At 65.3% G+C, this 26,220-nt stretch carries 15 protein-coding genes and 1 riboswitch; of the genes, 6 read left to right on the forward strand and 9 right to left on the reverse strand.

The window, feature by feature from the left end; translation table 11 throughout:
• Nucleotides 1–278: 278 nt before the first annotated feature.
• The 4 genes from EO174_RS10815 to thiC all read right to left on the reverse strand — a co-directional run bounded on the left by EO174_RS10815 (nt 279) and on the right by thiC (nt 8,854).
• Nucleotides 279–3,167: a TonB-dependent receptor gene (locus EO174_RS10815; RefSeq protein ID WP_164739257.1), complete on the reverse strand. Its 2,889-nt coding sequence runs from the start codon at nt 3,165–3,167 to the stop codon at nt 279–281.
• Nucleotides 3,168–3,215: 48 nt separating this feature from the next.
• Nucleotides 3,216–4,109, reverse strand: coding sequence for a helix-turn-helix domain-containing protein (locus tag EO174_RS10820; RefSeq protein ID WP_104584037.1), 894 nt, complete (start codon nt 4,107–4,109; stop codon nt 3,216–3,218).
• A 110-nt stretch (nt 4,110–4,219) separates the two neighbouring features.
• Complete coding sequence (locus EO174_RS10825; RefSeq protein ID WP_126944563.1) at nt 4,220–6,553, reverse strand: winged helix-turn-helix domain-containing protein; 2,334 nt, start codon at nt 6,551–6,553, stop codon at nt 4,220–4,222.
• 423 nt (nt 6,554–6,976) lie between these two features.
• Nucleotides 6,977–8,854: a phosphomethylpyrimidine synthase ThiC gene (thiC, locus tag EO174_RS10830; RefSeq protein WP_126944482.1), complete on the reverse strand. Its 1,878-nt coding sequence runs from the start codon at nt 8,852–8,854 to the stop codon at nt 6,977–6,979.
• A 115-nt stretch (nt 8,855–8,969) separates the two neighbouring features.
• Nucleotides 8,970–9,067, reverse strand: a riboswitch (TPP riboswitch).
• Between the two features lie 651 nt (nt 9,068–9,718).
• Between thiC and EO174_RS10835 the strand changes: the two genes are divergently transcribed.
• Nucleotides 9,719–11,692: a prolyl oligopeptidase family serine peptidase gene (locus EO174_RS10835; RefSeq protein ID WP_126944485.1), complete on the forward strand. Its 1,974-nt coding sequence runs from the start codon at nt 9,719–9,721 to the stop codon at nt 11,690–11,692.
• 9 nt (nt 11,693–11,701) lie between these two features.
• Here EO174_RS10835 and EO174_RS10840 read toward each other — a convergent pair whose 3' ends face one another.
• Both EO174_RS10840 and ggt read right to left on the reverse strand, forming a co-directional pair.
• Nucleotides 11,702–13,540, reverse strand: coding sequence for a methyl-accepting chemotaxis protein (locus EO174_RS10840; RefSeq protein WP_164740172.1), 1,839 nt, complete (start codon nt 13,538–13,540; stop codon nt 11,702–11,704).
• Nucleotides 13,541–13,620: 80 nt separating this feature from the next.
• Nucleotides 13,621–15,330: a gamma-glutamyltransferase gene (ggt, locus tag EO174_RS10845; protein WP_126944488.1), complete on the reverse strand. Its 1,710-nt coding sequence runs from the start codon at nt 15,328–15,330 to the stop codon at nt 13,621–13,623.
• A 644-nt stretch (nt 15,331–15,974) separates the two neighbouring features.
• Between ggt and ilvC the strand changes: the two genes are divergently transcribed.
• The 5 genes from ilvC (at nt 15,975) to EO174_RS10870 (ending at nt 21,734) form a co-directional block, all read left to right on the forward strand.
• Nucleotides 15,975–16,976 (forward strand): ketol-acid reductoisomerase, encoded by a 1,002-nt coding sequence (ilvC, locus tag EO174_RS10850; RefSeq protein ID WP_024940100.1) that lies wholly within the window; start codon nt 15,975–15,977, stop codon nt 16,974–16,976.
• A 42-nt stretch (nt 16,977–17,018) separates the two neighbouring features.
• Nucleotides 17,019–18,740 (forward strand): acetolactate synthase 2 catalytic subunit, encoded by a 1,722-nt coding sequence (ilvG, locus tag EO174_RS10855; protein ID WP_126944491.1) that lies wholly within the window; start codon nt 17,019–17,021, stop codon nt 18,738–18,740.
• Nucleotides 18,724–18,981: an ACT domain-containing protein gene (locus tag EO174_RS10860; protein ID WP_104584030.1), complete on the forward strand. Its 258-nt coding sequence runs from the start codon at nt 18,724–18,726 to the stop codon at nt 18,979–18,981. Before ilvG ends, EO174_RS10860 begins: the two co-directional genes overlap by 17 nt.
• Before the next feature lie 75 nt (nt 18,982–19,056).
• On the forward strand, nt 19,057–20,175 hold the full coding sequence (locus EO174_RS10865) for a threonine dehydratase (protein ID WP_126944494.1): 1,119 nt from the start codon (nt 19,057–19,059) through the stop codon (nt 20,173–20,175).
• Complete coding sequence (locus EO174_RS10870; RefSeq protein WP_119127399.1) at nt 20,172–21,734, forward strand: 2-isopropylmalate synthase; 1,563 nt, start codon at nt 20,172–20,174, stop codon at nt 21,732–21,734. Before EO174_RS10865 ends, EO174_RS10870 begins: the two co-directional genes overlap by 4 nt.
• A gap of 1,083 nt (nt 21,735–22,817) precedes the next feature.
• On the opposite strand, the gene leuB is transcribed toward EO174_RS10870, so the two are convergent.
• From leuB to leuC, 3 genes are all read right to left on the reverse strand, one after another.
• Nucleotides 22,818–23,891 (reverse strand): 3-isopropylmalate dehydrogenase, encoded by a 1,074-nt coding sequence (gene leuB, locus EO174_RS10875; protein WP_126944497.1) that lies wholly within the window; start codon nt 23,889–23,891, stop codon nt 22,818–22,820.
• Between the two features lie 75 nt (nt 23,892–23,966).
• The gene (gene leuD, locus EO174_RS10880) at nt 23,967–24,614 is read right to left on the reverse strand and encodes a 3-isopropylmalate dehydratase small subunit (RefSeq protein ID WP_104584025.1); all 648 of its coding nucleotides are present in this window, start codon (nt 24,612–24,614) and stop codon (nt 23,967–23,969) included.
• Between the two features lie 60 nt (nt 24,615–24,674).
• Nucleotides 24,675–26,123 carry a 3-isopropylmalate dehydratase large subunit gene (gene leuC, locus EO174_RS10885; protein ID WP_126944500.1) on the reverse strand — a complete coding sequence of 483 codons (1,449 nt, stop codon included), beginning with the start codon at nt 26,121–26,123 and terminating at the stop codon, nt 24,675–24,677.
• Nucleotides 26,124–26,220: the final 97 nt, after the last annotated feature.

Consider the following 26,220-nt stretch of genomic DNA (forward strand, 5'->3'; position numbering starts at 1 on the left):
TGCGAAACGCCCACGCAGACATGGCGCAATGCGATTTGTCTGCGCACGCATCGCGGCGCTTGCGATCTGCACAGATATCGCAACATGACGCGCGCGGCGACGTGCAGCAAACCATCAAGCACGCTTGTCATCCCAGCGCGCGCAGCAGCTGATCAGGCAAGCAGGGACACAACGCACATGGCAGCAATAATGTTTGCCAGGCCTTGTTCCTTACTCGATCTCCGGAAACAAAAAAAACGGGCCTTTCGGCCCGTTTTTTCTTTACGACACTTCGATGATCAGAAGCGCTGGTTGTACTGCACAAACAGGAAGCGGTCGTAGTCGAGCATCGGATCGATCGCAGCGGTGCTGCTGTTGGTGATCGAGTAGGTGATCGGCGGCTGCTTGTTCCAGATGTTGCGGGCACCAACGGTCACGCTGCCATCCCACGGAGCCTGCCAGGTAACCGAGACGTCCTGGTAGGAGATCGAGCCCTTCTTGTTGGAACCGGTGCCACCGGCCCAGCCCGGATTCGGCGTCTGGTAGTTCGGGTTGTTGCACTCGATGCCTGCGGCTGCATCCCAGCAGTAATCACGGAAACCGCCGTAGTAGCGCAGGTTCCAGTTGGCCGACAATGCACCCAGCGACCAGTCCAGACCCAAGGTGGCACGCACGCGCGGGAAGTTCCAGTAGCCAGCCGAGTTGGCCCATTCGGCGCCTGCTTCGGCCTGCGACTTGTAGGTCGCCAGGTAGTTGGTGTCCAGGTTGACGGCGAACTTGCCGTAGGCGGTTTCGGGCATGCGGTAACGCACGCCGAAGTTGTAGCCTTCGGTTTCCAGACGACCCAGGTTGACGTTGCCGCGGCTCAGCGTGGTGACCTGGCCGGTGACCGCATCGCGGCCGTAGTCGGCACAGTAGCTGGCCAGGCTATTGAGGTAGCAGTTGTTCAACACATCATTGGCCGTCAGCGACGTAATGATGTTGGAGATCGAAATGCGGTACCAGTCAAGCGAGAAGTCCAGGCCCTGCACCCAATGCGGGCTGTACACCATGCCCACGGTGCGGGTGATGCTGTATTCCGGCTCGAGCTCGTCGTTACCCACGCCCGAGTTGAACGGCGCGTTGCCCTGCACGTCGCGACGCGTCACCGGGTTGCCCGCGGTATCGGTCTGACGGAAACCTGCCGGCAGGCCTTCCCCGGCGCAGCGTGCTGCCACGCCTGCATTGCCCAGCGAGCCGAAGGTCGCATCGCACGGATCGGTGAAGGTATCGAACGTCTGCGAACCGCCGCCGAAGGTGTCCGACAGCGTCGGCGCACGGAAACCGGTGCCGTAGGTACCACGCACCAGCAGGTCGTCGATCGGCTTCCAGGTGAAGCTGAACTTGCTGTTGGTGGTGTTGCCGAAGCGGCTGTAGTTGCTGTAACGCGCGGCCACGTCGAACGACAGTTCCTTGGCGCCCGGCAGATCCTTCAACACCGGGATCAGCAGCTCCAGGTAGGCTTCGTTGGTCTGGTAGCGACCTTCGGTTGCCTGTGCAGCCAGGTCGGTGGTGTAACCGGCGCTGGACAGCTGATCCGGATAGTCGTAACCGCTGATTTCGCGGTGTTCGACGCCTGCGGCGAAGCCCAGTTCACCAGCCGGCAGGTCGAACAGGCCGCCGGTGACGTTGGCGGTCCACTGCTTGCTCAGGCTCTGCTGCGTGGACTGACCCAGCGCATTGATGTACTGCAGCGCGTTGGGCGTGGAGGCCGACGGGCCGCCCAGGATGTTGAACGGGGTGCACTGGCCCAGCGCATTGCTGGTACCCAGCGCGATCGGGGCCGCTGCGGTACCGCACTGCACCTGACCCTGCGCATTGAGGAACGACGGGCCCAGTGCCTTCTGCAGCGCCAGCAGGTTGATGTTGCCGCGCGAAACCTGCGTCACATCGTACTTGTTGTAGTTGAAGCCCACGTCCCAGTTCCAGCCGTGGCTGCCAACGTCGAACACGCCTTCCAGCGCCGCATCGAAGTGCAGGGTCTTGACGTTGCTTTCGGTGGTGCGCGGCAGTTCAACCGTACGACGGAACCAGCTGTTGATGTCCTGGCCGATCGGGTTGTAGTAGCTGGCACCGCTGATCGCCACCGGGAACTGCGGCTGCGAAGAAGCCTGCAGCGGGTAGCCGGCAATCTGACGGTTCGAGTCGCGCTCGGAGTACATCGCCGTAGACTTGAAGGTGATGCTGTCGGTGATGTTGTAGCTGCCGGTGGTGAAGATCGACTTGTTGCGGCTGGACTGCTGCAACATCATCTGGTCGACGGAGTTGTAGTAGTCGTCGGTGGTGATGTCGTTGTGGTAGTTGGCGATGTTGCGCGAATCGGCGCCCACGCCACGGCCGTCGAACGAACCGGTGTGGTTGAGGATGTAGGTGTCGCCATTAGCGGTGAAGCGGCCCCACGGACCGGTCGCGCTCAGGCTGTCTTCGATATGGTTCGGGCCGGCCGAGTAACGGGTCAGCGCGCGATCCTTGGCCCACACCGGATCTTCGTTGGTGTAGTTGGCACCGAACACCAGCGAGGAGCGGTCGGTGGTGGTGCCGGCGGTGAAGGAGTACTGCTCCTTGGAACCGTCGCCACGGCCGTTCTGGCCGAAGTAGGCCGACGCTTCGGCACCGTCGTAGTTCTGGCGCAGGATAATGTTGACCACACCGGCCACGGCGTCGGAGCCGTAGATCGCCGAGGCGCCGTCCTTGAGGACTTCGATGCGCTCGATCAGCGAGCTGGGAATGGTGGACATGTCGGTCAGGCCGTTCAGGCTGCTGGTCCAACGCTTGCCGTTCACCAATACCAGGGTGCGGTTTTCATTCAGGTTGTACAGATTGACGTACTGGCCGCCCTGCTCCGAATCGGACGTCAGCACTGCAGCCTTGCTGTAGGACTGCGTACCGGCAATCGACAGGTTCTGCAGGATGTCACCAACGCTGACCAGGCCCGACTTCTGGATGTCCTGCTGGGAGACGGTGAACACCGGCTGTGCGGTTTCGACGTCGACCGAGCGGATGCGCGAGCCGGTGATTTCGATGCGGTCCAACGTCGTGGTCGACGGGGCGGACTGCTCTTGTGCATTGGCGGCAAAAGCCGGCGTCAACGCGATCGCAATACCGGCGGGCAACAGGCCCAGCCGCACTGCGGAGGTGCGAAGGTTCATCAATCTCTCCAGGGTTCGTTAGTGGCGCGTTAAGCGCCCCTGTGCAAATTACGATTGCGTGAACATCGTCGCTTTGCGCGTCACGTTCCGTGGCTTTGCCGAATCTGGCGGATTTGTCGTTTGGTCCCGGTAATGCGATGCGGAGACTCCGAAACGCGCACGAAACGCACGCGCGAAGCTGCAGCAATTGTCGAAGCCGCTTGCGGCTGCAACCTCACCGATCATCATCGAGGTATCGCGCAGCAGATCGGAGGCGCGCTCCAGGCGCAGACGTGCCGACAGGGCCTGCGGGCTTTCCTCGTACAGGCTCTGGAACGTCTTGGACACATACCAGCTGGAGAAGTTGGTCAGCTGCGCCAGCTCGGCGATGCGCACCACGCGGTCACTGTTGCCTTCCAGATACAGCCGGGCGCGTTGCATGCGACCGAACACCTGACGGCGACGGCTGCGCGAACGGCCCGGGCAGCGCTGCTCCTGCGCGATGAAGTCGCGCTGCATCGCGGCCAGATGCAGCAACAGGGGGCGTGCCGACGCACTGCCGCTTTGTGCGGCCGCGTTGCGCCACAAGCGCAGTGCAATCCGCAGATCGCCACGCGACAGCTGGCTGCGCCCCGGATACAACGTGGCGTCGGTCAGTTCGGCCAGGGATTGCAGGCTGTCGCCATCGAGGCTGACGCCGACACAGAGCGCACTGCGGTCGGCCTGCACGGTGGGATGCGATTCCTTGTCGAAGGCGATCCAGTCGCCGGCGCGCAGACGGAAACGCCCTTCCTTGGACTCCACCCAGGCGCGGCCGCGCAACTGCACCCACAGCGTAAAGGTGGCGGCGGCAGTACGGATACTGCCCAGGCGCGAGACGGCCAGACAGGTCGTCGACGTCGGCTCGCTGGTGCCGTCCAGTGAGAGTGCGAGCCCGCGATCTGCGGTGATGACCTGTTGCATGGTGGCAGCCCCCTGTGCAAAAGAGGGCGTAGTGTTTTGCCGAATCTGGCGTGAGTCAGGAAGTTCCGACGAAGGTCTGCCGAAATTGCGACGAAGTCTTTCCGAAGAACTTACGAGGCGATTTTTCTCAGCACGATCAACAGGTTGGATACCACACCCAGGGGCGTTGCCAGGCGTTCCGGCAACGGCATGAAGGCGATCGAACTGCCATCTTCTTCCGCCAATGCCACATACAGCGCGCCGCTGCGCTGATCCACGCTGAAGCCGTTGATGGTGGTGTACTTGGCCGCATCCAGGCACCGCCCGGCACCGGCGCGCAGGTCGCTGTCGTGGGTGGCACAGGTGTCGGTGGACGACAGGTAATGCAACTGGCCTCGCGCACCGGGCGCCCAGCTGCGATAACGCCAGCGCGATGGCTGCTGCGGATCGACTTGCTGCAAGGTGTCGGCCGCCAGCGACGGGGCGACCTGCCATAACCCGCCGCCGGTCAGGCGCGTCAGCAATACCTGGCCACTGACGCGATCCAGCCGCAGCTGCGAGACGTCCTGCAGCGACGCCAGCGCGCGCCAGGGAGAGCTGCGTCTGTCGTAGAGCGTGGCGAAGGTGCGCCCGTCATCCGCTGCAGCCACGACCAGCAACCGGTCGGGATCGGGAAGATGGATCGCCTGCAACGGTCGCGCCTGCGGCACCGGCAGCCGCAGCACCCTGCCCGTGCCTGGGGTCACTTCGAACAAGGCCGCATGCCCTTGCGCATCGCTGCCGCTGACCAGCACGCGTTGCGAATCGGCCGACCAGTCGGCGGCCTGGCGCGCATCCGGCCGCAGGCCTTCGATCAGGCGCACCGAGCCAGGTTTGCCGACATCGCCCCACCACAGGCCGTACGCACCGGAGCGGTTGGAGGCAAAGATCAGCTGGTGCCCGTCCGGCGCGATCATCGGCTGGTCGTCGCGCCCGCTGGAGGGAAACAGCCGGCGGCGGATGTAGCCGCCATTCATGGGGTCGTGAATGACCTGATACACGCCAAATTGAGGTTTACGCTGCACGAACACCAGATGGCCCTGCGCCACATCCGGCGCCTGCGCATCGTCCACACCAAGGTCATGCAGGCTGCGGTCGACCAGATCGAGCCGGTAGAGCCGCGCCTCGCTGTCCACACGACGCCCGAAGATCAGGCCGCTGCCGTCGGGCAACCAGCTCCAGCCGCGGACATCCGCGTTGTCATGGGTCAGCCGTTCGGCGGTTCCGCCGCTTGCCGGAATGCGCCACAGGTCGCCAAGCTGCGGATTGCGCAGAAACACGATCCAGTGGCCGTCCGGCGAGTAGCGCGGCGTGTAGTCGAAGTCGCTCGGCTGCGCGCTGTAGCTCAGCGGCTGCCATTGACCCGTTTCCAGATCCAGCCGCCGCATGTGCGGCGCCCCGTGCGCGCCGGTCATGCTGCCGAACAGCAACGCACGGCCGTCTGGCGACCAGCTGAAACTCAGCATGTCCGCGCCGTCGCAGCGCGCCACCTCGCGTGCGGCAGCCGGGCCGCTGGCGGCGGCAATCATGACGCGGCAGCCACCATCGGGCGCCTGCCGCGAGAAGGCGATCTCGCGCCCGTCCGGCGACCAGGCCGGCAGCCGATCGGAGATGCCGGCCGCCGGCGTATCGAGCACGCGCGGATAGGCGTTGTTGGTGGTCTTGACCAGGATCGAGGTGCCTGCCCGATCGCTGGTCAGCGAGGCGTAGGCCACCATCGCCCCGTCCGGCGACAGGCTGGGCGTGAGATCGAAACCGCCGCCTGCAGTGATGATCTGATACGGGCGCTTGGGGCTGCCCAGCACTGCCGAGGCCGCCGCGGTGTCGCTGGCTGGCGCACGCATCCACAGCGTCCGTGCCGCCAGCACCAGCACCACCAGCAAGGTCACGCCGGCCACCGCCAGTGCGATCCAGCGGCGCCGCTGCGCGGCCGCCGGTGCGGACCGAACCAACGGCAGCGGCTGCCGGTTTGCCGCGTCACGCTCCAGGGCGGCAGCGGCCGCGATGCCGGCCGTGGGATCGCGTTCCTCAAGTGTCGTGCTCGATACCGTTGCCACCGATGGGCCCGCGACGGCATCGGCGGAGCTGTCCGAGCGCTGCTCCCATGCCACCGGCGCCAGCAGGCGATAGCCGGTCTTGGCGATGGTCTCGATATGCTCGAAGCGCTGGCTGCCGTTGCTGGCCAACGCCTTGCGCAGTTGCGTGACCGCCTGGGTCACCACGTCGTTGGTCGGCAAGGTGTCGGGCCAGACCTCGGCCAACAACTGCTCGCGGGTCACCACCTGGCCCGGCTGCCGCGCCAGCGTCAGCAACACCGCCAGGGATTTCGGTGCCAGACGCGCGGCGCGCCGGGCGCCGGGCGCATGCACTTCGCGCGAGGCAACATCGACCACGCACTGGCCGACACGCAACCGGCCCGATGGCATCGCATTAGCGGGAGGAACACTCATCGGCAAGAACACGCACCGGCATGCAAGGACTACAAAGAACGCATCACGCACTTCGCGCGAAGCGCCAAATTCAGCAAAGGACCACAACCAACTGTGTCATGCATCCATTTGGTGCAAATTTTACTCTATGCCCCGTTGCTTCCCTACGACAGGTGGCGACGTCAGGCTCTCTCTCTCTCGCCGACGAATTCAAATAATTACGATGTCCCCTTCGCGCCTCTGGCGCGATTTTTTTATCTGCGATTCAGAAAAATGCGCTGAAATGCTTGCCGGCTGTAACCGCTTGCAGCGCAGTCGCAGCGCGGCACTTGCGCACCACGCTGCGATCTGCCTAAGCCGAAGCTGAATTTTTCTTAAGCGAACTATCGGCCCGCTGCAACGCAACATTGCTGGCGCGTGTCAGGTGGCGCGATACACCTGCGCACCCTGCGCCAGGAACTGCGCCGACTTTTCCTCCATTCCCGCCGACAAGGCATGCGCTTCGCCCATACCGTGCTCGGCTGCGTAATCGCGCACGTCCTGGGTGATCTTCATCGAGCAGAAATGCGGCCCGCACATCGAGCAGAAGTGCGCCAGCTTGTGCGCGTCCTTGGGCAGGGTTGCGTCGTGGAACTCCTTGGCCTTTTCCGGATCCAGCCCGAGATGGAACTGGTCATCCCAACGGAATTCGAAACGCGCCTTGCTCAAGGCGTTGTCGCGCACCTGCGCACCGGGATGGCCCTTGGCCAGGTCCGCGGCATGCGCGGCGATCTTGTAGGCCATGATGCCGTCACGTACGTCCTGCCGGTTGGGCAGGCCCAGATGCTCCTTGGGCGTGACATAGCAAAGCATGGCGGTGCCGAACCAGCCGATCATCGCCGCGCCGATCGCGCTGGTGATGTGGTCGTAGCCGGGCGCGATATCGGTGGTCAGCGGCCCCAGCGTGTAGAACGGCGCCTCGCCGCATTCGCGCAGCTGCTTGTCCATGTTTTCCTTGATCAACTGCATCGGCACATGCCCCGGGCCTTCGATCATGGTCTGCACATCGTGCTTCCAGGCGATCCTGGTCAGCTCGCCCAGCGTTTCCAGCTCGCCGAACTGTGCTGCGTCGTTGGCATCGGCAATGCAGCCCGGGCGTAAGCCATCGCCCAGCGAAAACGCCACGTCGTAGGCCTTCATGATCTGGCAGATGTCTTCGAAATGCGTGTAGAGAAAGTTTTCCTTGTGGTGGGCCAGGCACCACTTGGCCAGGATCGACCCGCCGCGCGAGACGATGCCGGTAACCCGTTTGGCAGTCAGCGGCACATAGCGCAGCAGCACACCGGCATGAATGGTGAAGTAGTCCACGCCCTGCTCGGCCTGCTCGATCAAGGTGTCGCGGAAGATCTCCCAGGTCAGCTCTTCTGCGCGCCCGTCGACCTTTTCCAGCGCCTGATAGATCGGCACCGTGCCGATCGGCACCGGCGAGTTGCGGATGATCCATTCGCGGGTCTCGTGGATGTGCTTGCCGGTGGACAGGTCCATCACCGTGTCGCCGCCCCAGCGGATCGACCACACCAGCTTTTCGACCTCTTCTGCAATACCGGACGACACCGCGCTGTTGCCAATGTTGGCGTTGATCTTGGTCAGGAAATTGCGACCGATGATCATCGGCTCGCTTTCCGGGTGATTGATGTTGTTGGGCAGGATCGCGCGGCCGCGGGCGATTTCCTCGCGGACGAATTCCGGCGTGATGCGGTGCTGGATCGCAGCGCCGAAGGCCTCGCCCGGATGCCGCTTGCACAGGATCGCGTCGGTCACCGCTTCCAGGCGCTGGTTTTCGCGGATCGCCACGAACTCCATTTCCGGGGTGATGATGCCGCGCCGCGCGTAATGCATCTGGGTGACATTGGCACCGTCGCGTGCCACGCGCGGCAGGCGCCGCGCAGGAAAACGCACGGCATCCAGGCGCGCATCGTGCTCGCGGCCGCGGCCGAAGCTGGAACTCAGGCCGTCCAGCGCCACGGTGTCGTCGCGCTCGGCAATCCAGCGCGCGCGCAGCGGCGCCAGACCGGCGGCAAGATCGATCGCCGCGTGCGGGTCGGTATATGGCCCGGAGGTGTCATAGACACTGAGCGGCGCATTGTCCTCACCGCCGAACAAGGTGGGGGTGCGGGTCAATGCGATCTCGCGCATCGGCACCTGCAGATCGGCGCGCGAGCCCTGCACGAAGATCTTGCGGGACCCTGGAATCGGCTGGGTCACAGCCTCGGACAGCGACTGGGCTTGTTGCTGCAAAACGGTAGGCGCGGCATTCATGGCGTTCGTCCTGTGTGCTGGAAAACCAGCACCCACGGCGCTGGCTCTGCGAAGAAGTCGCAGGCGGACGAAGCGGCGGCGCTCAATGGCGATGCGCCCGTGCACGGCACGGACCATCGCATCTAACGAAGCTTCCCTACGCCGGTATCAGCCGGATCAGGTTCGAAGGGACTATCTCAACCGCAGCGCACTGCGGTACCCCCACTTCGGCGGCGATTAAACCACATCGCACCCTGCGCGGCTAAAAAATGTCGCCAGCTGTCGGCACCGCGCTCGGCGAAGAGATGCACGCCTGGTGCAGGCCGTTGCGTGCAGCGGCCGCGCTCGCCTGGCGATGACCAACGCAGTGTTGTCACCTTCGGCAGCGACCGTTGTCCGTGTATGGCAGCGCAGGTCGGCAGCACACGCGCAGCGTCGCTGCGGCGCTACAAGAGCGCCCTCGCACTGCACGCCTCGCACTGCAACACAACGCGCATTCGCGAACAGCGCGTCTGCCAACGCGTTCGATTCGGCCTGGGCCATCCCGGGACGCTGCAGCCACACGTAGACGCCCAGCGCTTCTGATCGCACCCATGAGCCGCCGGTCCGTTGCCTGGACACGCCGGTTGTCACAACGACCACTTTGGGGAAGTCGTTGTCCACGTGCCAGGACTGCCACGTCACCGGCCGCCTGGCACGCAGCAGCGCGGTGGTGCCATGCACGGACATTTCCACGGCACATCACACCGCTAGCCTGCAGTCACCACAACAAGAAACCTGCTCTCTCTCCCTGCCGCCGATCTTCGGCGGCTTTTTTTTGATCCACTTGCCACAGCTATCGCCGGTTCGTTATCTTTCTGTGAAACAAGGGAATGGACGACGCAGATGCAAGGGATGCACCGGTTTGGCTGGGCAGCGATGCTGCTGATGGGGTTTTTTTCAGGGACTGCGCAGGCCGCGTCCCCGCCGCCTGTAGAGGCCTTCGTCGAATCCGGCCCGATCTCCTCGCCGGCGATGTCGCCCGATGGGAAGCATCTGGCGGTCAGCGCGGACCTGGGCGATGGCAACTACGCGCTGGTGGTCTACCGCATTGCCGGCATGCAGTCCACCACGATGCTGCGCCTGCCGCGCTATGAATTGCCGGTGCGCATTGCCTGGGTCAACGACCGCCGGCTGGTGATCGGCAAGGGGCGCAAACTCGGCTCGCTGGAAGAGCCCATGCCGATGGGCGAGATCATCGCCACCGATCTGGATGGCAGCAATCAGCGCTATGTGTACGGCTACCTGCAAAGCACCCGCAACGCGGGGCTGGAGCGCGGGTTCGGCTATATCGAGGGCCTGCCGAGTCGCCGCAACGGGCACTTCTACATGCGACGCCTGTCGCTGGACTCGCGCCACTCGATGCTCTACGACGTCGACGCCAGCACCACTACCCATCGCCTGATGGCAGACGTCGACGTTCCCGATCTGCGCTTCGTGCTCGACCACGATGGTGTGGCGCAATACGCGTACGGCACCGACGACAACGATAACCCGTTGCTGTTCCGCCGATCGGGCAATGGCTGGTCGCCGATGTCCCAGGTCCAGGCCAACTGGCGACCGATCGCATTTGCACGGCAGCCTGGCCGCGTCTACGGCTGGTACAGCGAGGCCGGTGGCCCTGCAGTCCTGGTGGCCAGCGATCCCGACGGCCAGCAGCGCAGCGTGCTCGCGTCGGACCCGTTCTACAGCGTGGACGATCTGCAGTGGGGTCCGGCGCCGCAGACGCCATTTGCTGCACGACTTGGGCCAGGGCGGCCGACGCTGCGCTATTTCGAGCAGGACACTACCGAAGCGCAACTGCACCGGAGCCTGAGCCAGACCCTGGCCGGCCAGTACGTGGACTTCGTCAATTTCACCGAGGACGGCAGCGGCCTGCTGCTACGGGCCTATAGCGACCGCGATGCAGGTGCCTGGTACATCTTCGACCGGCCGAGCAACACGCTGAAACTTGTCATCAAGGCACGCAGTGCATTGCCGGCGGCGCAGATGAACGAGCGGCGCATGGTGACGTTTCAGGCCAGCGACGGGTTGATCCTGGACGGCGTGCTCACCGTCCCCGGCACCGCTGCACGCGGTGAACGGCTGCCGATGATCCTGCTGCCGCATGGTGGCCCGCATGCAGATGGCGATGGCTGGGCCTTCGATACCGACGCCCAGTTCCTGGCCAGCCGCGGCTATTTGGTGCTGCAGGTCAACTATCGCGGCGGCCTGGGGCGTGGCAACCGGTTCGAGCGCGCCGGGTATCGCCAATGGGGCGAGCGTATCCAGGACGATCTGGTCGACGGCGTTCGCTGGGCAGTGGGCCAGGGACTCGCCGATCAGACGCGCATCTGCAGCTATGGCGCCAGCTTCGGCGCGTATGCCGCCATGATGGTGCAGGTCAAGGCGCCGGAGTTGTTCCGCTGCGCGGTGGGCGTGGCCGGCATCTACGACCTGCAGATGATGTACAGCAAGGGCGACATCAATCGCAGCGACTACGGCCTGAATTATCTGGAGCGCGCCATTGGCCGTGATACGGCTGAACTGGCGGCGCACTCCCCGGTGATGCTGGCTGAGCGCATCAAGGTGCCGGTGCTGCTCGTGCACGGCGAAGAGGACGAGCGAGCTCCCTTCGCACAGGCCAAGAGCCTGCGCGCGGCATTGACGCGCAGCGGCAACGCGCCGCAATGGATGTCCGTTCCCAAGGAGGGACACGGTTTCTACAAGGAGGCCAACCAGATCACGTTCTATCGCACCCTGGAACGTTTTCTTGCCGAGCAGTTGGGTGGCAACACTGCGACGGCGACGTCCAGTGCCGTATCCGCCGCGCCGCAGTGACGCGGCGCGCTAGTCCAGCGTGTAGCCCACCCGCAAACCGCCCCAGTGCCTGCGGCCGACGTAGATCGGCACCGACAGGTCGAACATGATCTGGCCGGTGTCGCGGCGGTAGACCTGCAGGCGGTACGGGTCGGTGTGCGCGCCCACGCTGCGGCCGACACGGTCGGTGAACTTGCGCTTGGTGCGGTTGCCGACCAGATCGCGCTTGGGATCGCCGGTCAGCGGCTGGGTGAAGCGAAGGTTGTGCGTGGGCACATAACCATCGGGATTGGCGCAGATCGCGAACACGATCCAGGGATGCGCATCCAGCAGCGGCTCCTGCAAGGCAGGCAACACCGCGTCGCAAAGCGCATCGAAGTCGGTGCTGAACTTGGCGGGCTCCACGCCGGCAATCGGCGTGTAGGTGCGTGCGAACAGCGCCGCTTCGTCGATCTGGCCGCGTGCGATGGCCTGCGCCAGGGCGGTGCCGATGCGAGCGGCGGCGGCCACGGCGAGTTCCTTGACGCGCGCGTGGCGGGGAACTGCCAGCGGATCGGCCGGCAGACGGAACAGGCCCACGCAGTCGCGCAGCGTCTCGGTGCCGCGCTCCAGCGCCTCGCTGCGTTCGGCCACATGCGCGGCATGCTGCAGGTTGCTGCGCCCCAGCGCCACCACGCCATCGACGGCACGCTCGATGCCGCGAATCTCGCCGTCCTGCGCCTGGATCCGCCCGGCCACCGTGGTCATCGCGCTGCTGGCCTGGCCGAGCACGCGGGTGATGCCATCGAGCACCGCTTCGGTGCCGCGCGCCGAGGCCGCGCCCTCGCCCACCGCGGCGCTGGTTTCGGCCAGGATCGCGCGCACGTCGCGCGCTGCCGCTGCGGCCCGTTCAGCCAGGCGGCGGATCTCGGTGGCGACCACCGCAAAGCCGCGCCCGGCATCGCCAGCGTGCGCCGCTTCGATGCTGGCGTTGATCGACAGGATGTTGGTCTGGAACGCCACCGAGTCGATGACTTCGATGACCTCGCCGGCACGCGCCGCGCGACGTTCCACCTCGTGCATGGCCTGGCCCAGCGCATGTGCGGCAGCGACGCCCTGGCGTGCGCTGTCGTCGGCGCTGGCGGCCAGCGCAATCACCTGCGCCAGATCGGCGTTGACGTCATGCAGGCTCGCAGCAAGGCGCTCCACCGCGGTGCGCGCGCCATCCAGCGCGTCGGTCTGTGCCTGCGACTGACGCACCATCTCGTCGTTTTCGGCCACCAGCGGCGGCACTTCGGCAGCGATCTGCACCGACAACGCCACTGCCTGGCGGATCGCTTCGGCCAGATTGCCGAAGCCGGCCTGCAGCCGGCGCCCCATGTCGGTCTCGGACAGACCGGGCGGCAGCAACAGCTCCAGCTCGCAGCTAGCCAGTGCCTGGGCGGTGCGCTCGAGTACGGTGCGGTCTTCATGTTCGGCCTGCAGGCGCGCCACCAATGGCTGCAGCAGCGGCGAGATCGGCACCGGCCGGCTGTCTTCGGCCAGGCGGGTGGCTTCGCGCAGCAGGATCGCGGTTTCCACATGCGGCAGCGACAGCATCCAGCCCCCGTACTCGCGGTCGCGCACATAGCGCACGCGCCGGGCCGGGTCGTCGCCGGGGGCGGCCCATACGCCGTCTTCGCCGGCCAGATCGGCTGCACTCAATCCCCACACCACCGACACCGGCGCGCCCTGCAGCTCGCTGGCGGTCTTGCCCAGGACGTCCAGGCCGGCGCGGTTGCAGGCCACCACGCAGGCCTCGGCCGATAGCCGCAGCAGCGCGACCGGTGCATCGGGGAGCAGCGCCGCCTGCGTTTGCGACGGCGGACCGGGCTGTTGCATCGAGCTCATGGGCGTTCCTAATCCATCACCATCATTAGCGGCGCGCCGCGGCTGCAGTTGAGCGGCGCCATGCATCCGCAGGCGCCTGCTCAGTAACCGGCGGCCTGCCCGTCCTTGCGGCTTTCCGAAGCGCCGTAATACACCCCGCTGGCCGGATCACGCGCGATCGCCTGATATCCGCCATACGGGCCATCGGCAAAGATCACCCGGTGGCCCTTGCGCATCAGCGCGCGAATGGTGTCGTAGGAGAAGCCGGTTTCCAGATTGACCTCGCCGCCATCGCTCATCGCGGTGGCCTGGCCGGTCGGCTCGGTGGAGCCTTCGTGCTGGATGCGCGGCGCGTCACCGGCTTCCTGCAGATTCATGTGGAAGTCCACCAGGTTCATCACGATCTGCACGTGACCCTGCGGCTGCATCGCCCCGCCCATCACCCCGAAGCTCAGCCACGGCTTGCCGTCCTTGGTGACGAAAGCGGGAATGATGGTCTGGAACGGCCGCTTGCCCGGCGCGTAGCCGTTGGGGTGATCCTTCTTCAGCACGAACATCTCGCCACGGTCCTGCAGGATGAAGCCCAGCCCCGGCGGGGCCATGCCGCTGCCCATGCCGCGGTAATTGGACTGGATCAACGACACCATCATGCCGTCGGCATCGGCCACGGTCATGTAGATCGTGTCGCCCTCTTCCAGCTGCTTGGGCGTGCCCGGCTGCACCTCCTTGAGCGCCTTGTCCATGGAGATCAGCGCGCGACGCTGCGCGGCGTAGTCCTTGGAAATCAGCCTGGCCAGCGGTGCCGGCTGGAACGCCGGGTCGGCATAGAAACGCGCGCGGTCGGCGAAGGCCAGCTTCTTGGCTTCGGTGAACAGGTGCACGTGTTCGGCCGAGCCGTACGGGATCTTGGAGAAATCGTAGCCCTCCAGGATGTTGAGCATCTGCAGCGCGGCAATGCCCTGGCTGTTGGGCGGCAACTCCCAGACATCAACGCCACGGTAGTTGGTGGACACCGGCTCCACCCACTCGCCGGTGTGGCTGGCCAGATCCTCGTAGCTCAGGTAGCCGCCATTGGCCTTGAAATAGGCGCCGATGGTGCGGGCGATATCGCCCTTGTAGAACGCGTCGCGGCCGCCGTCGGCGATCAGCTGCAAGGTGTTGGCCAGGTTGGGGTTCTTCCACAGCTCGCCCTTGCGCGGGGCATGGCCGTCGATGGTGAACTGCTCCTTGAAGCCGGGGTATTGCGACAGGCGCGGCACCGAGCGGTCCCAGTAATAGGCGATGGTTTCGGCCACCGGATGGCCTTCGCGGGCATAACGGATGGCCGGGGCCAGGTTCTGCGCCATCGGCTTGCGCCCGAAGCGCTCATGCAACGCGAACCAGCCATCCACCGCGCCCGGCACCGACACCGGCAACGGGCCGGTCGGCGGAATGTCCTTCAACCCGCGGCGCTGGAACTCGGCCAGGGTCAGCGACTTCGGCGAGCGGCCCGAGCCGTTGTAGCCGTAGAGCTTGCTGGTCCTGGGGTCCCAGACGATGGCGAACAGATCCCCACCCACGCCGTTGCCGGTCGGCTCCATCAGCCCCAGCGCGGCATTGGCGGCGATCGCCGCATCCACCGCCGAGCCGCCGCCCTTCATCACATCCAGCGCGATCTGGGTGGCCAACGGCTGCGAGGTCGCCGCCATTGCGTGCGGGGCGATGACTTCCGAGCGGGTGGCAAACGGCTGCCCGGTGATCCGGTCGGCAGCACTCAGAGGTGGCGCAAGCAGCGCCAAGGCAGACACCAACAACACAGGTACGCGACGCATGACAGACGATCCCCGAAACACCACATGTGAGTGGTCAACCATACCAGCGGGTCAGGCCACATCGTTCGGCACGCACTGCCTGTCAGCACAAATGCCGCGCATTTAGTGACGCGTAGCGCCTGCCGCTGGCCCGTACCGATCCGGTTTCAACAGCAACCATGCTGCTGCCACGCGGTTTTGCGCGACACAGCGCCCATTGACGCGGCCGTTTCACGCGCAAGGGTTGACACCCCACCAGCAGCGATGGTTATCTCGGTCTCATGCCGCACCGCCACACCACCTCGAACGCCCCAGTGTCCGCACCCATCGGTGCGTCGGCAGCGTCGCTTCTCGTGCTCGTACTTATTACCTCGCCAACCGGTGCGGGACGGGACTTCGTGTAGGCAACAGACACACAAGGCTTCGATCAGACCCCGCACCGGCAACGGCGCGGGGTTTCGCGTTTCAGGGACCACCAAAAGTTTCGAATGACATGAACGACATCACTGACATCGCCGCAATGCCCATCACGCGTGCCCACCGGCGCGCTGGTGATTGCGCGTGCATGCGCAGTGCCATCGTCCATCCCCACTTTGCCTGGCCGGCCAGTGTCTGCACCGCCGGCTGATTTCTTTCCCACTGCCAAACCCCGCAAGGACTACTCCATGAGCAACGACACCCAACCGAAAATCGCGATCATCGGCTACGGCAGCCAGGGCCGCGCGCATGCGCTGAACCTGCGCGATTCCGGCTTCGACGTCACCGTCGGCCTGCGTGCCGGTGGCCCGACCGAATCCAAGGCCCAGGCCGACGGCTTCACCGTGGTGGCGCCGGCCGAGGCGGTGAAGAGTGCCGACCTGGTCGCGATCCTGACCCCGGACATGGTGCAGAAGAAGCTCTACGAGGAAGTCATCGCCCCGAACATGAAACAGGGCGCCTGCCTGCTGTTCGCGCATGGCCTGAACGTACATTTCGACATGATCACCCCGCGCGCCGACCTGGACGTGGTGCTGGTCGCGCCGAAGGGCCCGGGCGCGCTGGTACGTCGCGAGTATGAAATCGGTCGCGGCGTGCCGTGCATCTACGCGGTCTACCAGGACACCAGCGGCAAGGCCGAGCAGTTCGCGCTGACCTATGCCGGCGGCCTGGGCGGGGCGCGTGCCAACATCATCAAGACCACCTTCAAGGAAGAGACCGAAACCGATCTGTTCGGCGAGCAGGCGGTGCTGTGCGGCGGCGCCTCCTCGCTGGTGCAGGCCGGTTTCGAGGTATTGGTGGAAGCCGGTTACCAGCCGGAGATCGCGTATTACGAAGTGCTGCACGAACTGAAGTTGATCGTGGACCTGTTTTACGAAGGCGGCATTACCCGCATGCTGGAATTCGTGTCCGAAACCGCGCAATACGGCGACTATGTCAGCGGCCCGCGCGTGATCGACGCCAGCACCAAGGCGCGAATGAAGGACGTGCTGACCGACATCCAGAACGGCACCTTCACCAAGAACTGGGTGGCCGAATACGAAGCCGGCCTGCCGAACTACACCAAGTTCAAGCAGGCCGATCTGGAGCACCCGATCGAGGAAGTGGGCAAGAAGCTGCGCGCCAAGATGGTGTGGCTCAACGGGCAGCAACAAGCCGCCGCCGCACCCGCGAATCAACAAGCGGCGTAATGCCGCCGCACCCCCACCGCTAACACCGAAGGTCCGCAACGCATGAACACCTCCGCACACAGCACGCCCCGCAACGGCGCGCGCTGGCTGACGCAGGCCCTGGAAGCCGAGGGCGTGGAAACGCTGTTCGGTTATCCGGGCGGCACCATCATGCCGTTCTACGACGCCCTGGTGGATTCCAGGCTGAAGCACATCCTGGTCCGTCACGAACAGGGCGCCGCCCTGGCCGCCAACGGCTACGCCCGTGCCAGCGGCCGGGTCGGCGTGTGCGTGGCCACCTCCGGCCCGGGCGCGTCCAATCTGGTCACCGGCATCGCCGATGCGATGCTCGATTCGGTCCCGATGGTGTGCCTGACCGGCCAGGTCGCCACGCCGCTGCTGGGCACCGATGCGTTCCAGGAACTGGATGTGTTCGGCATGACCATGCCGATCGTCAAGCACAGCTTCCTGGTGCGGCGCGTGGAGGATCTTCCGGGCATGGTGCGCGAAGCGTTCCGCATCGCGCGCGAGGGGCGTCCCGGGCCGGTCCTGATCGACCTGCCCAAGGACGTGCAGATTGCCGACGCGTCGCATCTGCCCGATCACGTGCCGGCGGCGGTGTTGCCGCCCCCGGCGCCGGAAGATGCAAAACTGGCGCAGGCCCTGGCGGCCATCGCCAGTGCCGAACGCCCGGTGGTTTATGGCGGTGGCGGGATCGCGCTGGCCGGCGCGGTGGAGGCGTTCCGGCGCTTTGTCGAAGCCACCGGCATCCCCACCGCGCTGACCTTGCGCGGCCTGGGCGCGTTGCCGCATGCGCATCCGGATTATCTGGGGATGCTGGGCATGCATGGCACGCGTGCGGCCAACATGGCGATCCAGGAATGCGATCTGTTGGTCGTTGTCGGCGCGCGCTTCGACGACCGTGCCACCGGCAAGCTGAGCGAATTCGCACCCTTCGCACGCGTCATCCACCTGGATGCCGACGCCTATGAAATTTCCAAGCTGCGCACGGCCGACATCGCCGTGCCCGGCGATGTGGCGGTCAGTCTGAAGGCATTGAGCGCAGCACGTGGCAATTGCCAGGCATGGCGTACGCGCTGCTTTGCCAACCGCGAGAAATTCGGCGCGCGCTACGACGCACCCGGTACCGATATCTACGCGCCGGCATTGCTCAAGCGCCTGAGCGAAGTGGCCCCGGCCGACACCATCATCGCCTGCGATGTGGGCCAGCATCAGATGTGGGTAGCCCAGCATTGCCGCTTCAACGATCCGCGCAACCACCTCACCAGCGGCGCGCTCGGCACGATGGGCTTCGGCCTGCCGGCGGCGATGGGCGCGCAGTTCGCCTGCCCCGACCGCACCGTGGTGCTGGTGTCCGGCGACGGCAGCTTCATGATGAACGTGCAGGAACTGGTGACGATTGCACGCTGCAAGCTGCCGGTGAAGATCGTGCTGCTGGACAACAGTTCGCTGGGCATGGTGCGGCAGTGGCAGGAGCTGTTCTTTGCCGAGCGCTACAGCGAGATCGACCTGTCCGACAATCCGGATTTTGCGGCGCTGGCGCAGGTCTTCGGCATCCCCGCCAAGCGCATCATCGCGCGCGGCGACGTGGACGCGGCGCTGGCCGAGCTGCTGGCACAACCCGGCCCCGGCCTGCTGCACGTGGCCATCGACGCACGCGCCAACGTGTGGCCACTGGTGCCGCCCAACAACGCCAACAGCACCATGCTGGACAGCAATCCCGCACACGCGGCCAAGGAGACATCGCATGCGTTACCGGCTTGATCTGGTGCTGACGCCGGCCGAAGGCGCCCTGGTGCGCGTGCTCGGCATGACCGAGCGACGCGGCTTTCGCCCCTGTGCCATCCAGGGCGCCTGCGCACCGGACGATGCCGGCCGCTGGCATCTGCAACTGGACGTGGACAGCACGCGCCCGCCGGAGACGCTGCGCCTGCAGCTGGAAAAAGTGTACGACTGCGAGTCGGTGGTGATCACCGCGCTGGACTCGGTCGAGGTTGCGGCATGAACGCCCAGACCTCGCGCGACCAGCAAATCGCCATCCGGAGGTGTCTTCTTCCGGATCGGCCGTGCGCGTGCCGCAATGCCTGATTCCGGCCGCCCCTCCCCGCAGGAGCCAGACGTAGGCGACGTGGCCGTCAGCGTGGCCGACGTGCTGGCCGCACAGGCACGTCTGCGCAAGTACCTGTCGCCGACGCCGCTGCATTACGCCGAGCGCTTCGGTGTGTGGTTGAAGCTGGAAAACCTGCAGCGCACCGGCTCCTACAAGGTGCGCGGCGCATTGAACGCGTTGCTGGCAGGCCTGGAACGCGGCGACGAGCGCCCGGTGATCTGCGCATCGGCCGGCAACCATGCGCAAGGCGTGGCTTGGTCGGCGTACCGGCTGGGCGTGCAGGCCATCACCGTGATGCCCTACGGCGCGCCGCAGACCAAGATTGCCGGCGTCGCGCACTGGGGTGCCACCGTCCGCCAGCATGGCAACAGCTATGACGAAGCGTTTGCGTTCGCGCGTGAGCTGGCCGAGCAGAACGGCTACCGTTTTCTGTCCGCCTTCGACGACCCGGACGTGATCGCCGGGCAAGGCACGGTCGGCATCGAACTGGCTGCGCATGCCCCTGACGTGGTGATCGTGCCGATTGGCGGCGGCGGGCTGGCCTCCGGTGTGGCGCTGGCACTGAAATCGCAAGGCGTGCGCATCGTCGGCGCGCAGGTGGAGGGCGTCGATTCGATGGCCCGTGCCGTGCGCGGCGACTTCCGCGAAATCACTCCGGTCCCCACGCTGGCCGATGGCGTGAAGGTCAAGATTCCCGGTTTTCTGACCCGCCGCCTGTGCTCGAGCCTGCTTGACGATGTGGTGATCGTGCGCGAGGCCGAATTGCGCGAAACCCTTGTGCGCCTGGCGCTGGAGGAACACGTCATCGCCGAGGGCGCTGGCGCGCTGGCACTGGCTGCCGGTCGTCGCGTTTCAGGCAAACGCAAGTGCGCGGTGGTCTCTGGCGGTAATATCGACGCAACTGTTCTGGCCACACTTTTGTCCGAGGTGCGGCCGCGGCCGCCACGCAAGCCGCGTCGTCGCAATACCGAGCGGCTGCGCAACGAACGCAGCGCCAAGTCACTTCCCGAAACACCCGTTCTTTCCCGCCCATCCGCAGTCGCTTCAACGCCTGTCAACGCCATCGCCGTAGAGGAGTCATCCTGGTGAACACGACCGTATCCAACCAGACCCCGCGTATCCGAATTTTCGACACCACCCTGCGCGACGGCGAGCAATCCCCCGGTTGCAGCATGACGCCCCAGCAAAAGCTGGTGATGGCGCGCGCGCTGGACGAGCTCGGCGTGGACATCATCGAAACCGGTTTCCCGGCCAGTTCGCATTCCGACCGCGAGGCGGTGGCGATGATCGGCCGCGAATTGCGTCGCCCCACGCTGGCGGTGCTGTCGCGCTGCCTGCAGGCCGATATCGAAACTTCCGCACGTGCACTGGAAGCGGCTGCCAATCCGCGCCTGCATGTCTTCCTGTCCACCAGCCCGCTGCATCGCGAGCACAAGCTGCGCATGAGCCGCGAGCAGGTGCTGGAATCGGTGCACAGGCATGTGACGCTGGCGCGCGGCTATATCGACGATGTCGAGTTCTCCGCCGAGGACGCCACCCGCACCGAAGAGGATTTCCTGGCCGAGGTCGCGCGCGTGGCGATCGCCGCCGGTGCCACCACGATCAATCTGCCGGACACCGTGGGCTTTACCACGCCGGAGGAAATCCGCGGCATGTTCTCGCGCCTGATCGCCAGCGTGGAAGGTGCCGACAGGGTCATCTTCAGTGCGCACTGCCACAACGATCTGGGTCTGGCGGTGGCCAATTCGCTGGCGGCGATCGAAGGCGGTGCACGCCAGGTCGAATGCACCATCAACGGCATCGGCGAGCGCGCCGGCAATTGTGCACTGGAAGAAATCACCATGGCACTGAAGGTGCGCGGTGCGTTCTACAACATCGATACCGACATCAACACCCCACGCATCGTCTCCACCTCGCAGTTGCTGCAACGCCTGGTCGGCATGCCGGTGCAGCGCAACAAGGCGGTGGTGGGCGGCAATGCGTTCGCGCACGAGTCGGGCATCCACCAGCACGGCATGCTGCGCCATCGCGGCACCTACGAAATCATGCGTCCGGAAGACGTGGGCTGGGAGTCCTCGCAGATGGTCCTGGGCCGCCACAGCGGCCGCGCGGCAGTGGAGCAGCGCCTGCGTGCCCTGGGATATCTGTTGGAGGAAGAAGAGGTCAAACTGGTCTTCGAGCAGTTCAAGGCATTGTGCGAAAAGCAGCGCGTGGTCACCGACGCGGACCTGCAGGCATTGATGCAGGACGCCACCGTGCAGGAAGGCTACCGCCTGGCGTCGATGACCATCAGCGATGTCGGCAGCCGTGCCAATGCGCTGGTGGAATTGTCCGATCCGGAAGGCAACCGCGTGGCCGAAACCGCGCAGGGCAATGGTCCGGTGGACGCGCTATTCGGCGCGTTGGCCTCGGCCACCGGTGTGAAGCTGGAGCTGGACAGCTACCAGGTGCACAGCGTGGGCATCGGCGCGGACGCACGTGGCGAAGCCAGCCTGAGCGTGCGCCACGACGGCGTGGAATACGAAGGCACCGGCACCAGCAAGGACATCATCGAAGCCAGCGCACTGGCCTGGCTGGACGTGGCCAACCGCCTGTTGCGTCAGCGCGAGCGCGGCGTGGTCGCGGGTAAGACGGCTGCGGTGGCGTAATAACGGTAGTTTGCTAGACGATAAGACCTGACGGCCGGCAGCGTGATCTGCTGGCCGTTTTGGTTTTGGTGTTCCAACTTTCTTGCAAGTGCGTCGGGCTGCTGCGGGCGCGTGCACTCGTACCGACACAAAACAACCTCGCACACGAGATCTGCCGGTTTTGTGCGAATGCTTCGGTCTGCTGCGGGCGCTTGCACGTGTACCGGTGTGGGACACGCCGCAAGTACGTCCATGTAGGCTCTGGCGCGGCATCCATGCCGCTCAAGGTCCCACACCGGCACCCGCGCAAGCACCACCAATTGCTATCGGTTGCGGAAAGAAATGCAGAGGGCATGCTGAGCTGGAGGTCCTTCGGAGCGTCCATCCTGGCGACGTGAGCAGATAGATGGCTTGCCGATTACATCGGCTGGGAAGTCTGCAGGCATCAACACGTGCTTGAAGCATTGCTTGCCGATCAGCGATAGCAATGGTGGAAGCGTGGTGTCGCTTCCGGGGGCGGGACCGTGTGGCGGCATGGATGCCGCCACCGAGCCTCCAGGGACGGATTCACGGCGTGTCCCGACACTGGATGCGGCACCGCGCTGCCGACCAGCTCCGCTTACCGATCAATCTTGCGCACGACACCTGGCGTTCCACGCGAACTTAAAAGCATTGCTTGCCGATCAGAGGCGGCAATATTGGGAGCGTGGTGTCGCGTCCGGGTGCGGGACCGTGTGGCGGCATGGATGCCGCCACCGAGCCTCCAGGGACGGATTTACGGCGTGTCCCGACACCGGATGCGGCGCCGCGCCGCCGACCAACTCCGCACACCGACCGGCCTTGTGTACGACATCTGGCGTTCCATGAGAGTGCTCCGGTCTCCTGCGGGCGCTTGCACGCGTACCGGCGTGGGACACGCCGCAAGTACGTCCGTGTAGGCTCTGGCGCGGCATCCATGCCGCTCAAGGTCCCACGCCGGCACGCGCGCAAGCACCACCAATTGCTGTCGCCAGGTGAGGACAGGGATGCGGCATCGCGCTACCGACCAACACCCGCATGCCGGCCACTCCTGCGCACCACAACGCTTCAGGAATGCGGGCGCTGTTACAGCGCTGCCACCACTGCATCCCCCATTGCCACGGTGCCGACCTTGGTCGTGCCTTCCGACCAGATGTCGGCGGTGCGCAGGCCCTGGTCGAGCACCTTGCCGACAGCCTGATCGATGGCATCCGCTGCAGCCGATTGCGCGAAGGTGTAGCGCAACATCATTGCCACCGACAGGATGGTAGCCAACGGATTGGCAATGCCCTTGCCTGCGATGTCCGGCGCCGAGCCATGACATGGCTCGTACATGCCCTTGTTGTTGGCATCCAGCGAGGCCGAAGGCAGCATGCCGATCGAGCCGGTGAGCATCGACGCCTGGTCGGACAGGATGTCGCCGAACATGTTGTCGGTCACGATCACATCGAACTGCTTGGGCGCACGCACCAACTGCATCGCCGCGTTGTCCACGTACATGTGCGACAGCGCAATGTCCGGATAGTCCTTGGCCACCTCTTCGACGACCGCGCGCCACAGCTGGCTCGATGCCAGTACGTTGGCCTTGTCGACCGAGCACAGCTTCTTGCCGCGCAGGCGTGCCATCTCGAAGCCGGCCTTGGCGATGCGGCGGATCTCGCTTTCGCTGTAGGGCAGCGTGTCGTAGGCCTGACGCTCGCCATTTTCCAGCGTGCGCGTGCCACGCGGCTGACCGAAATAGATGCCGCCGGTGAGCTCGCGCAGGATCAACAGATCCAGCCCCGACACCACCTCAGGCTTGAGCGTGGAGGCATCGGCCAGCTGCGGATACAGCAGCGCCGGACGCAGGTTGGCGAACAACCCGAGCTGCGAGCGGATCTTGAGCAGGCCGCGCTCCGGGCGCAGCGATGGATCGATGGTGTCCCATTGCGGGCCACCCACCGCACCCAGCAGCACCGCGTCGGCGGCGCGTGCGCGCTCCAGCGTTTCGTCGGCCAGCGGGCTGCCGTACTTGTCGTAGGCCGCACCGCCCAGTTCGTCATACACCAGGCTGACACCCAGCCCATGCTGCGCATCGATGCGCGTCAGCACCTTGACCGCTTCGGCCATGATCTCCGGGCCAATGCCGTCGCCGGGAAGAATCAGAATCTGCTTGCTCATGCAATCCTCGTCAGTGAAATCAACACAGCGCAGCACGTACTGACGCAACCAGGGCGTGGGTACGTGCCGGCGGAATTACTGCAGCGCGCCGAACAGCCACGGTTGACGCGCGCGATGCCCTTGCTCGAAGCGGCCGATCGCATCGGCGTCCTGCAGGGTCAGACCGATGTCGTCCAGCCCGTTGAGCAGGCAGTGCTTGCGGAACGCATCGATCTCGAAGCCGTATTCCACGCCATCGGGGCGGCGCACGCGCTGTGCGGCCAGATCCACGGTGAGTCGGTAGCCCTCGGTGGCCAGGCATTGCGCGAACAGGGCGTCCACTTCTGCTTCGGCCAGCACGATCGGCAGCAGGCCGTTCTTGAAACTGTTGTTGAAGAAGATGTCGGCAAAGCTGGGCGCGATCACCGCGCGGAAGCCGTATTCGTCCAGCGCCCACGGCGCGTGTTCGCGCGAGGAACCGCAGCCGAAGTTCTCGCGTGCCAGCAGGACGCTGGCGCCCTGGTAGCGCGGGAAATTGAGCACGAACTCCGGGTTGAGCGGGCGCTGGCTGTTGTCGCGGCCAGGCTCGCCGACGTCCAGGTAGCGCCATTCGTCGAACAGGTTCGGCCCGAAGCCGGTGCGCTTGATCGACTTGAGGAATTGCTTGGGAATGATCTGGTCGGTATCGACATTGGCGCGATCCAGCGGCGCCACCAGTCCGGTGTGTTGGGTGAAAGGGGTCATTGAGAGAGGCCGGGATTGGGGATTGGGGATTCGAAAAGGCTGGGGATGGCGGAGCGCTTTTTACGAATCCCGAATCCCTATTCCCGAATCCCCGAGGTCACGCACATCAACAAAATGCCCGCTGACCGCCGCTGCTGCGGCCATGGCCGGGCTGACCAGATGAGTGCGGCCGCCGGCGCCCTGGCGGCCTTCGAAGTTGCGGTTGGAGGTGGAGGCGCAGTGTTCGCCGCTGCCCAGCTTGTCCGGGTTCATCGCCAGACACATCGAGCACCCCGGCTCGCGCCATTCGAAGCCGGCGTCCAGGAACACCTTGTCCAGGCCTTCGGCCTCGGCCTGCGCCTTGACCAGACCCGAGCCCGGGACCACCAACGCCTGCTTGATGGTGGAGGCAACCTTGCGCCCCCGGGCGACCGCTGCGGCCGCGCGCAGATCCTCGATGCGTGAGTTGGTGCACGAGCCGATGAACACGCGATCCAGGCGGATCTCGGTGATCGGCTGGTTTGCCCGCAAACCCATGTATTTCAGCGCGCGCTCGATCGAGTCGCGCCGGGTCGGATCCTGTTCGGTTGCCGGGTCCGGCACCTGCTGGTCGACCGCCAGCACCATTTCCGGCGAGGTGCCCCAGCTGACCTGCGGCTTGATGTCTTCGGCACGCAGCTCCACCACGGTGTCGAAGTGCGCGTCCGCATCGGAAACCAGCGTGCGCCACAGTGCGACGGCGGCCTCCCAGTCGGCGCCCCTTGGCGCGAACGGGCGGCCCTGCACGTAGGCAATGGTCTTTTCGTCCACCGCGACCATGCCCACGCGCGCACCGGCTTCGATGGACATGTTGCAGATGGTCATGCGCCCTTCCATCGACAGGGCGCGGATCGCGCTACCGGCAAATTCCAGCGCATGGCCATTACCGCCGGCGGTGCCGATCCTGCCGATCACCGCCAGCACGATGTCCTTGGCGGTCACCCCGAACGGCAGCGTGCCCTCCACCCGCACCTGCATGTTCTTCATCTTCTTGGCGATCAGGCATTGCGTGGCCAGCACATGCTCGACCTCGGAGGTGCCGATGCCGTGCGCCAGCGCGCCGAACGCGCCATGGGTGGAGGTATGCGAATCGCCGCAGACCACGGTCATGCCCGGCAGGGTGGCGCCCTGCTCCGGGCCGACCACATGCACGATGCCCTGGCGCGCATCGTTCATCTTGAACTCGAGGATACCGAAGTCGTCGCAGTTCTCATCCAGCGTCTGCACCTGCAGCCGCGAGACTTCGTCGGAGATCGACTCCAGCCCGCCCTGGCGCTCGGCCCGCGTGGTCGGCACGTTGTGGTCGGGCGTGGCGATGTTGGCGTCGATGCGCCACGGCTTGCGCCCGGCCAGGCGCAGGCCTTCGAACGCTTGCGGCGAGGTCACTTCGTGCAGGATGTGGCGGTCGATGTAGATCAGCGACGAACCATCGTCGCGGCGCGTGACCTCGTGCAGGTCCCACAGCTTGTCGTACAGCGTCTTGGCAGTCATTGCGGCGATCCGGTTGGCGGATGGTGGGAGTGCCCACCTGGCTGCGTTCGATGCTAGGAGCTTGCCTTCGATAACGCAAATTCATATTGTTTATTCA

This window comes from Xanthomonas sp. BRIP62418 (genome assembly GCF_003993495.1).
GTDB classification, from domain to species: Bacteria; Pseudomonadota; Gammaproteobacteria; order Xanthomonadales; family Xanthomonadaceae; genus Xanthomonas; species Xanthomonas euroxanthea.

Coding starts and splice junctions, on each gene's coding strand:
- EO174_RS10860 (WP_104584030.1), top strand. CDS start 18,724: ATGCGTTACCGGCTTGATCTGGTGCTGACGCCGGCCGAAGGCGCCCTG.
- EO174_RS10820 (WP_104584037.1), bottom strand. CDS start 4,109: ATGCAACAGGTCATCACCGCAGATCGCGGGCTCGCACTCTCACTGGAC.
- thiC (WP_126944482.1), bottom strand. CDS start 8,854: ATGAATGCCGCGCCTACCGTTTTGCAGCAACAAGCCCAGTCGCTGTCC.
- ilvG (WP_126944491.1), top strand. CDS start 17,019: ATGAACACCTCCGCACACAGCACGCCCCGCAACGGCGCGCGCTGGCTG.
- leuD (WP_104584025.1), bottom strand. CDS start 24,614: ATGACCCCTTTCACCCAACACACCGGACTGGTGGCGCCGCTGGATCGC.
- leuC (WP_126944500.1), bottom strand. CDS start 26,123: ATGACTGCCAAGACGCTGTACGACAAGCTGTGGGACCTGCACGAGGTC.
- leuB (WP_126944497.1), bottom strand. CDS start 23,891: ATGAGCAAGCAGATTCTGATTCTTCCCGGCGACGGCATTGGCCCGGAG.
- ilvC (WP_024940100.1), top strand. CDS start 15,975: ATGAGCAACGACACCCAACCGAAAATCGCGATCATCGGCTACGGCAGC.
- EO174_RS10825 (WP_126944563.1), bottom strand. CDS start 6,553: ATGCCATCGGGCCGGTTGCGTGTCGGCCAGTGCGTGGTCGATGTTGCC.
- ggt (WP_126944488.1), bottom strand. CDS start 15,330: ATGCGTCGCGTACCTGTGTTGTTGGTGTCTGCCTTGGCGCTGCTTGCG.
- EO174_RS10835 (WP_126944485.1), top strand. CDS start 9,719: ATGCAAGGGATGCACCGGTTTGGCTGGGCAGCGATGCTGCTGATGGGG.
- EO174_RS10815 (WP_164739257.1), bottom strand. CDS start 3,167: ATGAACCTTCGCACCTCCGCAGTGCGGCTGGGCCTGTTGCCCGCCGGT.
- EO174_RS10840 (WP_164740172.1), bottom strand. CDS start 13,540: ATGAGCTCGATGCAACAGCCCGGTCCGCCGTCGCAAACGCAGGCGGCG.
- EO174_RS10865 (WP_126944494.1), top strand. CDS start 19,057: ATGCCTGATTCCGGCCGCCCCTCCCCGCAGGAGCCAGACGTAGGCGAC.